This is a genomic window from Streptomyces sp. NPDC034043, assembly GCF_055575675.1.
On sequence record NZ_JBVISF010000003.1, the window covers coordinates 308,150 to 322,872 of the forward strand.

Genomic DNA, 14,723 nt, shown 5'->3' on the forward strand with positions numbered 1-14,723 from the left:
GGCGACGGGCGACGGCGCGGCGAGCCGCGGGGCCGGACGGGCGGGCCGGGGCGGGGCCGGGCGGGGGCCGGGGCCGGGCGGGGCGGGGCCGGGCGGGCCGAGGCCCGGGCGGGATCCGTCGGGCGCCCCCTAAGTGGGCGGTGACGGCCGCGAGATGGGCCGCGCATACTCAGGGGCATGAGCTACGACGCCATCGTCCTCGCCGGCGGCGCCGCCCGGCGCCTCGGCGGGGCGGACAAGCCCACCCTCCACGTCGGAGGCCGCACCCTCCTCGACCGTGTCCTGGCGGCCTGCGCGGACGCCGCCGAGACCGTCGTGGTCGGCGCCCGGACGGCGACGGCCCGCCCCGTGCGCTGGACCCGCGAGGACCCGCCCGGCGGCGGACCCGTGGCCGCGCTGGACGCCGGGATCCGCCGGACCAGCGCCGGGCTGGTCCTCGTACTCTCCGCCGATCTGCCCTTCCTGGACCGGGACACCGTCCGGGCCCTGCTCACGGCCGCCGCCGACGGCCCGGGTGACGGCGCCCTGCTGCGGGACGCGGGCGGCCGCGACCAGCCCCTCGTCGCCGCCTACCGCACCGAGCCCCTGCGCCGTGAGATCGCCCTGCTCGCCACCGAGCACGGCACCCTGCACGGCCTCCCGCTGCGCGCCCTCACTGCCGAACTCGACCTGGCCCGGGTGGTCTCCGCCGCCCCCCTGGCCTCCTTCGACTGCGACACCTGGGAGGACCTCGCGGCGGCCCGCGCCCGGATCAGGGAGCATGGGAGCGTGCTGGAGCATTGGATCACCGCCGCCAAGAGCGAACTCGGGATCGACGACGTCGCCGTCGACGTCGCGACCCTGCTCGACCTCGCCCGTGACGCCGCCCACGGCGTGGCCCGGCCCGCGGCCCCGCTGACGACGTTCCTCGTCGGCTACGCGGCCGCCCGCGCCGAGGCCACCGGCGCCGACCCCGTCCAGGCCGTCGCGGAAGCCTCCCGCAAGGCCGCCGACCTGGCACTGCGCTGGGCCGCCGAGGCCCAGAACCCCCACCCCGAGGAGACCGGCTCCGGATGACCCGTACCGACGCTGACGGCGCCCTGGACGAGGCCCTCGCCCTGGTCAGCCGCCACCCCGACTCCGGCTCCGGCGGCGCCGGCGGCCACCGCGCCGCCCCCTGGCTGCGCGCCCGCGAGACCGCCGCACGGGCGGGCACCGCCGTGCCCGCCCGCACCCACCGGGTGCGCTTCGCGGACGCGCTCGGCGAAGTGCTGACCGCGCCCCTGGAAGCCCTCAGCGACCTGCCTTCCTTCGACACCTCGGCCATGGACGGCTGGGCCGTCGCGGGCCCCGGCCCCTGGCGCGTCCGCCCCGGCGCCGGGATCCTCGCGGGGAACGAGCCGCCCGCTCCGCTCGCCGACGGCGAGGCCGTACGGATCGCCACCGGCGCCCGGGTCCCCGTCGACACCACCGCCGTGATCCGCAGCGAGCACGCCCGTGAGTCCGGCACCCAGCTCTACGCCGACCGGCCCGTGAACACCGGGCAGGACATCCGGCCGCGCGGCCAGGAGTGCCGCTCGGGCGACCTGCTGCTGCCCGTCGGCTCGCTCGTCACCCCGGCCGTGCTCGGCCTCGCCGCCGCCGCCGGGTACGACGAGCTGGTCACCCGGCCCCGGCCCCGCGTGGAGATCCTGGTCCTCGGCGACGAACTGCTCACCGAGGGGCGCCCGCACGACGGCCTGATCCGGGACGCCCTCAGCCCCATGCTCGGCCCCTGGCTCAACCGGCTCGGCGCCGAGGTCACCGGCACGCGCCGGCTCGGCGACGATCCGGCCGGGGCCGAGGCCCTGCTGGAGGCGGTCACCGGCTCCACCGCCGACGTGGTCGTCACCACCGGCGGCACCGCCTCCGGCCCCGTCGACCACGTGCACCCCGTGCTGAAGCGCGCCGGGGCCGAGCTGCTGGTGGACGGGGTGGCCGTGCGCCCCGGGCATCCGATGCTGCTGGCCCGCCTCGGCGACCGGGAGGAGGCCCGGCACGTGGTCGGGCTGCCCGGCAATCCGCTCGCCGCCGTGTCCGGTCTGCTCACCCTCGCCGAGCCGCTGCTGCGCGCCCTCGCCGGCCGCCGCCAGCGGCCCCGCTACACGGTGCCGGTGGAGGGCGACGTGCCCGGCCACCCGTACGACACCCGGCTGGTGCCGGTGCTGCTGACCGACGAACACGCCGTACCGCTGCGCTACAACGGCCCGGCGATGCTGCGCGGGGTGGCGGGCGCCGACGCGCTGGCCGTCGTACCGCCGCACGGCGCCCGGTCGGGGCAGGACCTGGAGATCCTCGATCTGCCCTGGGCCGCGGGAGGATGTTTCACGTGAAACTCCACGGGCAGGACGCCATGGCGCGGGGCGCCGACGAGAAGCTCGTCTCACGCCGCGTCAAACTCCCCAAACGGATCGTCGAGAAGCCACTGCGGCAGGTCACCCGGCGACTGCTGATGGCCCTCTTCGTCCTGTGCCTGACGGTGCTGATCGTCTGGCTGGACCGCGAGGGCTACCACGACAACGCCAACGGGAAGGTCGACCTCCTCGACAGCGTCTACTACGCGACCGTGACCCTGTCGACCACGGGCTACGGCGACATCGTCCCCCACAGCGACAGCGCGCGGCTGGTCAACGTCCTGCTGATCACCCCGTTGCGCGTGCTGTTCCTGATCATCCTGGTCGGGACCACCCTGGAGGTCCTCACCGAACGGACCCGCGAAGAGTGGCGGCTGAGCCGCTGGAGGAAGAACTTGCGTGAGCACACGGTCGTCGTCGGCTTCGGCACCAAGGGCCGCTCCGCCCTGCAGACGCTGCTGGCGACCGGCCTCCAGAGGGAGCAGGTCGTCATCGTGGACCCCAGCGCCAAGGTGATCGACATCGCCAACTCCGAGGGCTTCACCGGCGTCGTCGGTGACGCCACCCGCTCGGAAGTGCTCCTGCGGGCCGAACTCCAGAAGGCCCGTCAGATCATCATCGCCACTCAGCGGGACGACACCGCCGTCCTGGTGACCCTGACGGCCCGGCAGCTCAACCGGGGCGCGAAGATCGTGGCGGCGGTCCGCGAGGAGGAGAACGCACCGCTGCTGAAGCAGTCCGGCGCGGACGCGGTCATCACGAGCGCGAGCGCGGCGGGACGGCTGCTGGGCCTGTCGGTGCTCAGCCCCAGCGCGGGCACCGTGATGGAGGACCTGATCCAGCAGGGCAGCGGCCTGGACCTGATCGAACGGCCCGTCACCAAGGCCGAGGTGGGCCGCAGTGTCCGCGACACCGGTGACCTCGTCGTCAGCGTCCTGCGCGGACACCGGCTGCTCCCGTACGACGACCCGCACGCGAGTCCGCTCCAGCTGACCGACCGCGTGATCACCATCGTGCGGGCCGTACCTCCGGCCGGCCCCCAGGTCACCCTGGGCCCGGTGGAGTAGGCCCGGTAGATTCCGCGCCATGCATGCGATCACGATCGAGCGGCCCGGCGGCCCCGAGGCCCTGGTCTGGACCGAAGTACCCGATCCGGTGGCGGGCGAGGGGGAGGTGCTCGTCGAGGTCGCGGCGAGCGCCGTGAACCGCGCCGACGTCCTGCAACGGCAGGGCTTCTACGACCCCCCGCCCGGCGCCTCCGTCCATCCCGGCCTGGAGTGCTCCGGGCGCGTCGTCGCACTCGGGCCGGGCGTCTCCGGCTGGGCGGTGGGTGACGAGGTGTGCGCGCTGCTGTCCGGCGGCGGGTACGCCGAGCGGGTGGCCGTCCCGGCGGGGCAGCTGCTGCCGGTGCCGAAGGGGGTGGACCTGGTGACGGCGGCCGCGCTGCCGGAGGTCGTCGCGACGGTCTGGTCCAACGTCTTCATGGTGGCCGGGCTGCGTCCGGGCGAGACCCTGCTGGTGCACGGCGGCTCCAGCGGGATCGGCACCATGGCCGTCCAGCTGGGCAAGGCCGTCGGCGCGCGGGTGGCGGTGACGGCGGGCGGCGAGCGGAAGCTGGCACGCTGCGCGGAGCTGGGGGCGGACATCCTGATCGACTACCGCGAGCAGGACTTCGTGGAGGAGCTGCGGGCCGCGACCGGCGGGGCCGGGGCGGACGTGATCCTGGACATCATCGGCGCGAAGTACCTCGCGCGGAACCTGGACGCACTGGCCGTGAACGGCCGGCTCGCGGTGATCGGCCTCCAGGGCGGGGTGAAGGCGGAGCTGGACCTGCGCACCCTGCTGGCCAAGCGGGCGGCGATCACGGCGACCACCCTGCGCACCCGCCCGCTGGAGGAGAAGGCGGCCATCATGGCGGCCGTGGGGGAGCACGTGTGGCCCCTGATCGCCGCCGGCCGGGTCCGCCCGGTGGTCCACGCGGCGTACCCGATCGCCGAGGCGGCCGAGGCCCACCGGGTCATGGAGGCCGGCACCCACGTGGGCAAGCTGCTGCTGACGGTCTGACGCCGCGTCGCGCCGGCCGTGCCGCGCCGACCACGCCGCGGCTTCAGCGCAGGGCCGCCGCGACGAGCCCTTCCAGGGCTTCGCGGGGGACCTCGGTGCCGGTCGGCAGACGGTCGAGGACCAGGCCGTCCACGCAGGCCAGCAGGGTGAGGGTGCGGGCCTCCGGGTCGGGTACGCCGTACGCGGCCAGGAAGGCCCGTACGGTGTCGCGCCCGGCGTTCTCGCGGGGGACGAGGATCTCGCGCAGTTCCGGGTCGCGGACGCTCTCCAGGGCGCAGGCGTAGCGGGCCAGTGACCGCCGGCGCCCTTCGCCGGTGAGCCGGGCGGTGGTCAGCGCGGCGAGGCCGTCGGTCAGTTCGGCCGGGGTGCGGGGGAGCGGGGTCCGCTCCCCGGCGGCCTGGAGTTCGGCCTGGTCCCGGGCCACGAGGCGGCGTACGAGCGCGGTCAGCAGGGCGGCCCGGGTGCGCAAGTAGGCCGAGGTGGTGCCCGGCGGCAGCCCGGCGGCCCGGTCCACGGCCCGGTGGGTCAGCCCGCGCATGCCCAGGTCGGCCAGGACCTCGATGGCGGCGTCGGCCAGAAGGGTTCGTCGTTCTTCGCTCACCCCCTCTTTGTACACCCCGCCTTCTACAACTGTAGAAGGCGCCGGGTACGCTGCACCCCCAACGCTTCTACAGGTGTAGAAAAGAGGTGCGTGATGAGCCGGACGGCACTGGTCATCGGCGGCGGCATCGGCGGGCTGGCGGCGGCGATCGGGCTGCACCGCACGGGCTGGGACGTCACCGTGCTGGAGCGCTCCCCCGTGCTCGACGACGCGGGGGCCGGGATCTCCCTCGCCGCCAACGGGATCCGCGCCCTGGACGCGCTGGGCGTCGGCCCGGACGTACGGAAGGCCGCGCGCCGCCAGTACACCGGCGGCACCCGCACTCCCGACGGGCGGTGGCTCTCCCGCCTGGACGGGGAGGCCGTCCTGATGACCGGCCTCCCGCGCGCCGCCCTGCACCGGCTGCTGCGCGAGGCCCTGCCGGCGTCCTGCCTGCGGACGGGAGTGGGCACCCTCGACGGGACGCCCGCCCGTCCGGGCGCGGACCTGGTCGTGGCCGCCGACGGGGTGCGCAGCGGCATCCGCGCACGCCTCTTCCCCGGGCACCCGGGCCCGCGCTACAGCGGGTCGACGGTGCTGCGCGCCATCACCGGGGCACCCGTGCGGACGGACAGCGACTTCGCGCTGACCTGGGGCCGGGGTGCGGAGTTCGGGCACATCGCGTTCGCGGACGGCCGCGCCGAATGGCACGCGGTGCTCGCGGCGCCGCCGGGCCTGCGGCACGCGGACCCGCTCGCGGCGCTCCGGCACCGCTTCGGGCGCTGGCACAGCCCGGTGCCGGAGCTGCTGGCGGCGACCCGGCCCGAGGACGTGCTGCACCACGACGTCCACGAGCTGGTGACCCCGCTGCCCTCGTACGCCGTCGGGCGGGTGGCGCTGCTCGGGGACGCCGCGCACGCGATGACCCCGAACCTCGGCCAGGGGGCCTGCCAGGCGCTGGAGGACGCGGTGGTGCTGGCGGCGGAGCTGGCCGCCGGACCGACGGTGGAGGCGGCCCTGGCCCGCTACGACGCCGTGCGGCGGCCGCGCGCCGAGGCGGTGGCCCGCGCGGCCCGCCTGGCCGGCCGGCTGGGCCACCGGCTGGCCCACCCCCTCGCGGTGACCGCCCGCAACACGGCGCTGCGGCTGGCCCCCTCCGGGGCGAGCGTCCGCGCGATGCTCCGGCACACCGTCTGGACCGCCCCGGCCCTTCCGGCGCGGCACTGACCGGAGCGGCCGCCCCCGGCCGGGAAGGGCTCCGACGGCCCGGGCCGTGCCGTCAGGGTCCCGGCCGGCCCGCGCCGTGTCGGCCTAAAGGCCGCGCAGCAGCACCGCCGGGTTCTCCACGCAGTCGGCCACGTACCGCAGGAAGCCGCCCGCCGTGCCGCCGTCGCAGACCCGGTGGTCGAAGGTCAGGGACAGCTGCACGACCTGACGGACGGCCAGCTCGCCCCGGTGCACCCACGGCTTCGGGATGATGCGGCCCACACCGAGCATGGCCGCCTCGGGGTGGTTGATGATCGGCGTGGAGCCGTCCACGCCGAACACCCCGTAGTTGTTCAGGGTGAACGTCCCGCCGGTCAGGTCCGACGGGGCGAGCTTCCCCGCCCGGGCCAGCTCGGTCAGCCGGGCGAACTCCGCCGACAGCGATTCCGGGCTGCGCGTGTGGGCGTCCCGGACCACCGGGACCATCAGCCCGCGCTCGGTCTGCGCGGCGAAGCCCAGGTGCACGGCCGGGAGCCGGACGATCTCGTTGGCCGCGAGGTCCACCGTGGAGTTGAGCTCCGGGTACCGGGCGAGTCCGGCCGTGCAGATCCGGGCCAGCAGCGCCAGCACCGAGATCCTGGGCCCGTCCACGGCGTTCATCGCGGCGCGCGCCGCCATCAGCTCGGTGGCGTCCGCGTCGACCCAGCACGTGGCCTCGGGGATCTCGCGCCGGCTGCGCGAGAGCTTCTCCGCCACCGCGCCCCGCAGCCCCTTGAGCGGGATCCGCTCCCCCGCGGACGCCGACACGGGCGCGGCGGCAACGGCGGCAACGGGCTCGGGGGCCCTCAGCGCGGCCTCCACGTCGGCTCGCAGGATCAGGCCCTCCGGCCCCGATCCGCGCAGCGACCGCAGGTCGACCCCGTTGTCCCGGGCCAGCTTGCGCACCAGCGGCGAGATGACGGGCACCGGCCCGGCGGACACCACCGGGGCGGCCGCCTCGACCGGGGCGGCCGCGACCGGGGCGGGCGCCGCGACGGGCGCCGACACCGCGGCGGTGACGGGTCGCACCCGCCGCCGACGCGCCGGGCGGGAGTGGTCGGAGCCGTACCCGATCAGCGGCCGGGGCGCGTTGGCGGAGCCCTCGGCATCCGCCTCCGCGGCCGACGCGGCCCCGGCGGACGCCGGCTCCACACCCACCGCCACGGTGATCAGCGGAGCGCCGACCGGCAGCTCCTCACCCTCCTCGCCGAACCGGGCGGTGACCACGCCGCCGTACGGGCAGGGCACCTCCACCATCGCCTTGGCCGTCTCGACCTCGACGACCGGCTGGTCGATGGCGACGACGTCGCCCACCGCCACCAGCCAGCGCACGATCTCCGCCTCGGTCAGCCCCTCACCGAGGTCGGGCAGCTTGAACTCGAATACCTGCGGCATCAGCTCTCCCACTGCAGGCGGGCCACGGCGTCCAGGATCCGCTCCACACCGGGCAGGTGGTACTTCTCCAGCATCGGCGGCGGGTACGGGATGTCGAAGCCCGTCACCCGCAGCACCGGCGCCTCCAGGTGGTGGAAGCAGCGCTCCGTCACCCGGGCGGCGATCTCCGCGCCCGGCCCGCCGAAGCCGCCGGCCTCGTGGACCACCACCGCGCGCCCGGTGCGGCGTACGGAGGCGACGACGGTCTCCTCGTCGAAGGGGACGAGCGAGCGCAGGTCCACGACCTCCAGGTCCCAGCCCTCCTCGCGGGCCGCCTCGGCCGCCTCCAGGCAGACCGGCAGCGAGGGACCGTACGTGATCAGGGTGGCGCTCGTGCCGGCCCTGCGCACCAGGGCCTGCCCGATGCCCGGGACGGCCACGGGTGCCTCCGGCGACCACTGCGCCTTGGACCAGTAGAGCCGCTTCGGCTCCAGGAAGACCACCGGGTCGTCGCTCGCGATCGACGCGCGCAGCAGCCCGTACGCGTCCTCGACCGTCGCCGGGGTCACGACGGTGAGCCCGGGGGTGGCCGTGTAGTAGGCCTCGGAGGAGTCGCAGTGGTGCTCGACGCCGCCGATCCCGCCGCCGTAGGGCACGCGGATGGTGATCGGGAGCGGCATCTTGCCCCGGGTGCGGTTGCGCATCTTCGCGACGTGGGAGAGGAGCTGCTCGAAGGCGGGGTAGGCGAACGCGTCGAACTGCATCTCCACGACCGGCCGCAGCCCGTACATGGCCATGCCGACGGCGGTACCCAGGATTCCGGCCTCGGCGAGCGGGGTGTCCGTGACGCGGTCCTCGCCGAACTCCTTCATGAGCCCGTCGGTGATCCGGAAGACACCGCCGAGCGCGCCGACGTCCTCGCCCATCACGTGGACGGTGGGGTCCTCGGCCATGGCGTCGCGCATGGCACGGGTGAGCGCCTGCGCCATCGTCGCGGGCTTCGCGGCAACGGTCGTCATCACTCTCCCTCCGCTTCCAGCTCGGCGCGGAGCACGGCGGCCTGCTCGCGCAGCCGGCCGGTCTGCTCCGCGTAGACGTGCGCGAACAGGTCCATCGGGTCGACCACGGGGTCGGCGTTCATCCGCTCGCGCAGGTCCGCCGCCATCGCCTCGGCCGCGTCGCGCGCCTCCTGGATGCCCTCGGCGTCCAGGATCCCGCGCGCGGTCAGCTCGCGCTCCAGCAGGTCCACCGGGTCGTGCGCCTTCCAGGCCTCGACCTCGGCGTCCGTGCGGTACCGGGTGGCGTCGTCCGCGTTCGTGTGGGCCTCCATCCGGTAGGTGACGGCCTCGATCAGGGTCGGTCCGCCGCCCGAGCGGGCTCGCTTCACCGCCTCGGTGAGGACCTCGTGCATGGCGGCGACGTCGTTGCCGTCGACCAGCCGGCCGGGCATCCCGTAGCCCACGGCCTTGTGGGCCAGCGTGGGAGCGGCGGTCTGCTTGGCGAGCGGTACGGAGATCGCGAAGCCGTTGTTCTGGACGAGGAAGACCACCGGGGCCTGCCATACGGCGGCGAAGTTCAGCGCCTCGTGGAAGTCGCCCTCGCTGGTGCCGCCGTCGCCGACCATGGCGAGCGCGACGACCTCGTCACCGCGCAGCCGCGCGGCGTGCGCCAGGCCGACCGCGTGCGGCAGCTGGGTGGCGAGGGGGGTGCACAGGGGGGCTATGCGGTGCTCGCGGGGGTCGTACCCGGTGTGCCAGTCGCCGCGCAGCAGCGTCAGCGCCTGTACGGGGTCCAGTCCGCGCGCCACGGCGGCGAGGGTGTCGCGGTAGCTCGGGAAGAGCCAGTCCTGCTCCTGCAGGACCAGGGCGGCCGCGATCTCGGCGGCCTCCTGCCCGACGGTGGAGGGGTACACGGCGAGACGGCCCTGCCGGGTCAGCGCGGTGGCCTGCGCGTTGTACCGGCGTCCCCGCACCAGCTCGGCGTAGTACCGGCGCATCAGGGCGGGGTCGAGCCCCTCCGCCGCCGGAGTGCCCAGCACCCGGTAGGGCTCGGGGTCCGGAAGCAGCGGAGCGGCTTCCATACGGGGCCTCCAGGCGGGCGGCGGGGTGACGTGGTGCGACGCACCGGCACCGGGCAGCTCTTGGACCGTCATGGCGGCGTACACCTCCTCGTGGGAAGCGGGCTGGGGACGCCACGTGTGAGGCGCCTCACCAACCGATTGTTCGGTCGTTGGCGCAATTTGGCTACAGGCGGCTCCAGGCTGTGGACAAAGTGGCGGCGGGGCCCTGGGATGGGTGCAGGACGTCCAGGAGAGGGAGGCAGTGGGCAATGCCGGATGAACAAATGGCCGGAGCGGGTTCCGCACCGGTCCCACCGGGGGGCGCACCGTCAGGCCCACCTGTCCCGCCCCGCCCCCTGGACCCCATCGACCGTTCGATCATGCGGTTGCTCCAGGCGGACGGCCGGGCGTCGATACGGTCGGTGGCCGAGCAGGTGCACGTCTCGCGCGCCAACGCCTACGCGCGGATCAACCGGCTGATCGACGACGGGGTGATCCGCGGCTTCACGGCCCGGGTCAACCACGAGCGCGCGGGCCAGGGCGCTTCGGCCTACATCACGCTGAAGATCGTCCAGAACTCCTGGCGGACGGTGCGCGAGAAGCTGCGCGAGCTTCCGGGCGCGGCGCACATCGCGCTGGTCAGCGGGGATTTCGACGTCCTGCTGCTGGTCCACACCCCGGACAACCGCACCCTGCGCGAGCTGGTCCTGACCCGGCTCCAGGCCATCCCGGAGGTGCTGTCCACGCGGACGCTGCTGGTGTTCGAGGAAACGGATCTGCTGGACCCGGGCCCGTCCGCCGGCCCGGCCCTGGCCGAGGACTGACCGGCCCCGCCCTCACGCAGGCCGCGCGGCCGCCCCGGCGGCGGGCCGCACGGCCCCGGCGCGCGGCCCTAGGCGCCGGGCGGTACTACGGGGCCGGGGTGGTGCGCAGGCCGTCCAGGGCCATGCTGACCACCGCGTCCGCGAGCTGGTCGGGGGTGGTGCCCGGGTGCGGGCGGTACCACTCGACCAGGGAGTTCACCATCCCGAACAGCAGACGGGTGGCGAGCCGGATGTCCACGTCGGCGCGCAGGTCCCCGTCGTTGGCGGCGGCCTTGAGGAGTTCCGCGACCTGGTGGTCGAACTCGCGGCGCCGCTCCAGCGCCCAGCGCTCGGTGCGGGTGTTGCCGCGCACCCGCAGCAGGAGGGTGACGTAGGGCAGTTCCGCGACCAGGACCTCGACCGTGCGGCGGGTGACGTACTCGACCCGGGTGACCGCGCGGCCCCGTACGGCGCCCGGTTCCTCCAGGATCGCGAAGAGGCCGTCCAGGGCCCGGCTGACGGCGCGGTGGAGCAGCTCCTCCTTGCCCGCGACGTGGTGGTAGATCGAGGACTTGGAGATGCCGGCCGCCTTGGAGAGGTGCTCCATCGAGGTGCCGTCGTAACCGCGCTCGTTGAAGACCTGCACGGCGACGGACAGGAGCGTCTCCGGGGTGTAGGTGTCCCGCCTGGCCGTGGTCACGCGGTGCCCTCCCCGTTGTCGTCCCCGGCCCCGTCCTCGTCCTCGCCGGCGGCGTAGCCCAGCTTGAACAGTGCCAGCGAGGGAGCGTAACGCCCGCCCGGGCAGCGCTCGTCGAGGTGGTGCAGCAGGTCGTACGCCCAGTCGCGGCCGAGCCGGGCGTGCCATTCGGTGGGGCCCAGCGGGTAGTTGACGCCGAGCCGCATCGCGGTGTCGATGTCCTCGGCGGAGGCCACCCCGCGCGCCACCGCGTCGGCGGTGAGGTCGATCAGCATCGCGACGGTCCGGGCGACGATCATGCCGGGGACGTCACCGATGACGGAGACCTTCTTGCCGAGCTTCTGGAAGAGCCCGACCGCCTCGGCGAGGGTGCGCTCGGAGGTGTCCTCGCCGGCGGACAGCGCGATCCGGGTCGCGTCGCGGTAGTCGAGCGCGAGGTCGAAGTAGACGACGTCGGTGAACTCGACCGAGGTCTTGCCGTCGGCGAGCACCAGCTGGCCCTCGCCGGGCAGCTGGATGTACGGGCCCCCGTGCCCGGTGGTGGTGACCGGGATCCCGGCCTCCTCCATGAGGTCCGCCAGGGCGGCGGCCGGGCCGAGGTCGCCGACGACGGTGACCTTCTCCGGCGCCTCCTCGGGGCCCGCCGTGTGCGGAGCGGGCGCCTGCCCGTCCCCGGCGTGCGGGAACCAGCCGTGTCCGGTCTTGCGGCCGAGGCGGCCCGACTGGACCAGCCGGCGCTGGGCGAGCGAGGGGGTGAACTTGGGACTGCGGAAGAAGGAGTCCCAGACGGAGCGGGTGACGGCCTCGTTGACGTCCTGGCCGATCAGGTCGGTCAGCTCGAAGGGGCCCATCCGGAAGCCGCCGCTCTCGCGCAGGACCGCGTCGATGGTGGCGGGGTCGGCGCCCTGCTCCTCGTACACCGCGAAGGCCTCGGCGTAGAAGGGCCGGGCGATCCGGTTGACGATGAAGCCCGGGGTGTCGGCGCAGCGGACCGGCGTCTTCCCCCAGCCCAGGACGGTGCGGTACGCGCTCTCGGCGGCGGCCGGGTCGGTCGCGTGGCCGCTGATCACCTCGACGAGGGGGAGCAGCGGGGCCGGGTTGAAGAAGTGCAGGCCGAGGAAGCGCCCGGGGTGCGCCAGGCCGGCGGCGAGCTCGGTGACGGAGAGGGAGGAGGTGTTGGTCGCGAGCAGCGCGTCCCGCGGAACCACCGCTTCGAGGGCCGTGAACAGCTCGCGCTTGACGGCCACGTCCTCGACGATCGCCTCGATCACCAGGGCGGCGGGGGCGAGCCCGGTCAGGGCGTCGACGGAATCGAGCCGGCGGACGGCCTCGTCGGCCTCGGCCCGGTCCAGCCGGCCCTTGGCGACCAGCCGCTCGACCCGGCCGGCCACGGTCTGGACGGCCTCGCGGGCCCGCTCGGGCGCGGAGTCGTAGAGGCGGACGGGATGACCCGCGAGGAGGGCGACCTGCGCGATGCCCTGTCCCATGGTCCCGGCGCCGATGACCGCCACAGTGCGAGCCCGCTCGATTGCTGTCATGTCCTGATCCTCCCGCACGCGGTTGTCCACAGGTCCGCCGGGCCCTCTTGTACCGACCGATCGTTCGGTTACTCTAACTCCAGTCTGCTCTTCTTCACCCGCCCCCGCCCGATCCCAGTCTGCGAACCAGCCTGATCCCGCCCGGCTCAACGAGGAGTTGGTCCCTGATGGCCGCCGAGCTCACCGTCCCCCAGCTGACCGAGAAGCACCGGACCACCCTGGACCAGGCGCTGGATGCCATCCGCAGCCGCGCCTACTGGTCCCCGCACCCCGAGCACCCCAAGGCCTACGGGGAGAGCGCCCCGGCCGACGGGCTCGCCGCCTTCGAGGCCGTCCGCGGCTCCCGCTTCGACCTCGGGCAGCCCGGCACCGACGGCTGGGCGGGCGGCGAGGTCTCGCCGTTCGGCCCGGAGCTGGGCGTGGAGTACCCGCACGTGGACCCGGACGTGCTGCTGCCCGCGATGCGGGCCGGCATGGGCGCCTGGCGCGACGCCGGACCCGAGACGCGCGCCCTGGTCTGCGTCGAGATCCTGTCCCGGATCGGCGCGCGGACGCACGAGTTCGCCCACGCGGTCATGCACACCAGCGGCCAGGCCTTCATGATGGCCTTCCAGGCCGGCGGCCCCCACGCGCAGGACCGCGGCCTGGAGGCCGTGGCGTACGCGTACGAGGAGCAGACCCGGGTTCCCGGGCAGGCCGCCTGGTCGAAGCCGCAGGGCAAGAAGGACCCGCTGGAGCTCGGCAAGACCTTCACGGCCGTACCGCGCGGCATCGCGCTGATGATCGGCTGCAACACCTTCCCCACCTGGAACGGCTACCCGGGCCTGTTCGCCTCCCTCGCCACCGGCAACGCCGTCCTGGTCAAGCCGCACCCGCGCGCCGTGCTGCCGCTGGCGCTGACCGTGAAGGTGGCCCGCGAGGTCCTGGCCGAGGCGGGCTTCGACCCGAACCTGGTCGCCCTGGCCGTCGAGCGGCCGGGCGAGGGCATCGCCAAGACGCTGGCCGTCCGCCCCGAGATCAAGATCATCGACTACACCGGGTCGACCGAGTTCGGTGACTGGCTGGAGGCCAACGCCCGTCAGGCGCAGGTCTACACGGAGAAGGCGGGCGTCAACACCGTCGTCGTCGACTCCACCGACAACTACAAGGGGATGCTGTCCAACCTGGCGTTCTCGCTGTCGCTGTACAGCGGCCAGATGTGCACCACCCCGCAGAACCTGCTGATCCCCCGCGACGGCATCGCGACGGACGCCGGCCACAAGTCGTACGACGAGGTCGTGGCCGACCTCGCCGCCTCGGTCGGCGGCCTGCTCGGCGACGACGCCCGTGCCAACGCGCTGCTGGGCGCCCTGGTGAACCCGGACGTCAAGGCCCGGCTGGAGGCGGCGGCCGGTCTCGGCGAGGTCGCGCTGGCCTCCCGCGAGGTGGCGAACCCGGAGTTCCCCGACGCGGTCGTGCGCACCCCCGTGATCGTGAAGCTCGACGCCGGGAAGCCGGACCCGGAGGCGGCCTACCTCTCCGAGTGCTTCGGCCCGGTCTCCTTCGCGGTGGCGGTGGACTCCACCGCGGACGCCCTCGACCTGCTGCGCCGTACGGTGCGGGAGAAGGGCGCCATGACCGTGGGGGCGTACACCACCTCCGCGGACACCGAGCGGGCCGTGGAGGAGGTCTGCCTGGAGGAGTCGGCGCAGCTGTCGCTGAACCTGACCGGCGGCGTCTTCGTCAACCAGACCGCGGCCTTCTCCGACTTCCACGGCTCCGGCGGGAACCCGGCGGCCAACGCCGCGCTGTGCGACGGGGCGTTCGTCGCGAACCGCTTCCGCGTGGTGGAGGTCCGCCGCCAGGCCTGACGGCGACCGCCCGCCACCGCGTACGGGCCCGCCCGCCGGCCGGGCCCGTACGCGGTGCCGCGCCCCCGTGCCGGCCCGGGGCGTGCCGCGAGCGGGCGGCCCGGCGGAGGCGTGGAGTGCGCGGCCGTCCCGGCGCCCCGC

General features: G+C 74.7%; 13 protein-coding genes. 7 read left to right on the top strand and 6 right to left on the bottom strand.

Going from position 1 to position 14,723, the window contains the following annotated elements; translation table 11 throughout:
• The first annotated feature begins 177 nt into the window (after positions 1–177).
• The 4 genes from ACZ51S_RS09900 to ACZ51S_RS09915 are packed head-to-tail and all read left to right on the top strand — an operon-like array spanning position 178 to position 4,436.
• Positions 178–1,056 (top strand): NTP transferase domain-containing protein, encoded by an 879-nt coding sequence (locus tag ACZ51S_RS09900; RefSeq protein ID WP_468960432.1) that lies wholly within the window; start codon positions 178–180, stop codon positions 1,054–1,056.
• Entirely contained in the window at positions 1,053–2,351 is a 1,299-nt protein-coding gene (locus tag ACZ51S_RS09905; RefSeq protein WP_468885551.1) for a molybdopterin molybdotransferase MoeA, read from the top strand. The genes ACZ51S_RS09900 and ACZ51S_RS09905 overlap by 4 nt, the downstream gene beginning before the upstream one ends.
• The gene (locus ACZ51S_RS09910) at positions 2,339–3,439 is read left to right on the top strand and encodes a potassium channel family protein (RefSeq protein WP_468475116.1); all 1,101 of its coding nucleotides are present in this window, start codon (positions 2,339–2,341) and stop codon (positions 3,437–3,439) included. Before ACZ51S_RS09905 ends, ACZ51S_RS09910 begins: the two co-directional genes overlap by 13 nt.
• Positions 3,440–3,458: 19 nt before the next feature.
• A complete protein-coding gene (locus tag ACZ51S_RS09915; protein ID WP_468475117.1) occupies positions 3,459–4,436 on the top strand; it encodes an NAD(P)H-quinone oxidoreductase in 978 nt (325 codons plus the stop codon).
• 43 nt (positions 4,437–4,479) lie between these two features.
• Here the strand turns inward: ACZ51S_RS09915 and ACZ51S_RS09920 are convergent, their stop codons facing one another.
• Positions 4,480–5,037, bottom strand: coding sequence for a TetR/AcrR family transcriptional regulator (locus ACZ51S_RS09920; protein WP_468475118.1), 558 nt, complete (start codon positions 5,035–5,037; stop codon positions 4,480–4,482).
• A 93-nt stretch (positions 5,038–5,130) separates the two neighbouring features.
• On the opposite strand from ACZ51S_RS09920, the gene ACZ51S_RS09925 reads away from it, so the two are divergent.
• Positions 5,131–6,243, top strand: a complete 1,113-nt coding sequence (locus ACZ51S_RS09925; RefSeq protein WP_468801447.1) for an FAD-dependent monooxygenase — start codon at positions 5,131–5,133, stop codon at positions 6,241–6,243.
• A gap of 84 nt (positions 6,244–6,327) precedes the next feature.
• Here the strand turns inward: ACZ51S_RS09925 and ACZ51S_RS09930 are convergent, their stop codons facing one another.
• Genes ACZ51S_RS09930 through pdhA form a run of 3 tightly spaced genes read right to left on the bottom strand, consistent with a single transcriptional unit; the run spans position 6,328 to position 9,787 of the window.
• Positions 6,328–7,656: a dihydrolipoamide acetyltransferase family protein gene (locus ACZ51S_RS09930; RefSeq protein WP_468885547.1), complete on the bottom strand. Its 1,329-nt coding sequence runs from the start codon at positions 7,654–7,656 to the stop codon at positions 6,328–6,330.
• Positions 7,656–8,654 carry an alpha-ketoacid dehydrogenase subunit beta gene (locus ACZ51S_RS09935; protein WP_468475121.1) on the bottom strand — a complete coding sequence of 333 codons (999 nt, stop codon included), beginning with the start codon at positions 8,652–8,654 and terminating at the stop codon, positions 7,656–7,658. The genes ACZ51S_RS09930 and ACZ51S_RS09935 overlap by 1 nt, the downstream gene beginning before the upstream one ends.
• Positions 8,654–9,787, bottom strand: coding sequence for a pyruvate dehydrogenase (acetyl-transferring) E1 component subunit alpha (pdhA, locus tag ACZ51S_RS09940; protein ID WP_468475122.1), 1,134 nt, complete (start codon positions 9,785–9,787; stop codon positions 8,654–8,656). The genes ACZ51S_RS09935 and pdhA overlap by 1 nt, the downstream gene beginning before the upstream one ends.
• A gap of 176 nt (positions 9,788–9,963) precedes the next feature.
• Here pdhA and ACZ51S_RS09945 point away from each other — a divergent pair, with 176 nt between their 5' ends.
• Entirely contained in the window at positions 9,964–10,518 is a 555-nt protein-coding gene (locus ACZ51S_RS09945; protein WP_468475123.1) for an Lrp/AsnC family transcriptional regulator, read from the top strand.
• 85 nt (positions 10,519–10,603) lie between these two features.
• Here ACZ51S_RS09945 and ACZ51S_RS09950 read toward each other — a convergent pair whose 3' ends face one another.
• Both ACZ51S_RS09950 and ACZ51S_RS09955 read right to left on the bottom strand, forming a co-directional pair.
• Positions 10,604–11,197, bottom strand: coding sequence for a TetR/AcrR family transcriptional regulator (locus tag ACZ51S_RS09950; protein WP_388932921.1), 594 nt, complete (start codon positions 11,195–11,197; stop codon positions 10,604–10,606).
• Positions 11,194–12,732, bottom strand: a complete 1,539-nt coding sequence (locus ACZ51S_RS09955; protein WP_468960435.1) for a 3-hydroxyacyl-CoA dehydrogenase — start codon at positions 12,730–12,732, stop codon at positions 11,194–11,196. Before ACZ51S_RS09955 ends, ACZ51S_RS09950 begins: the two co-directional genes overlap by 4 nt.
• Before the next feature lie 167 nt (positions 12,733–12,899).
• Here ACZ51S_RS09955 and paaN point away from each other — a divergent pair, with 167 nt between their 5' ends.
• Positions 12,900–14,582: a phenylacetic acid degradation protein PaaN gene (paaN, locus tag ACZ51S_RS09960; protein WP_468475125.1), complete on the top strand. Its 1,683-nt coding sequence runs from the start codon at positions 12,900–12,902 to the stop codon at positions 14,580–14,582.
• Positions 14,583–14,723: the final 141 nt, after the last annotated feature.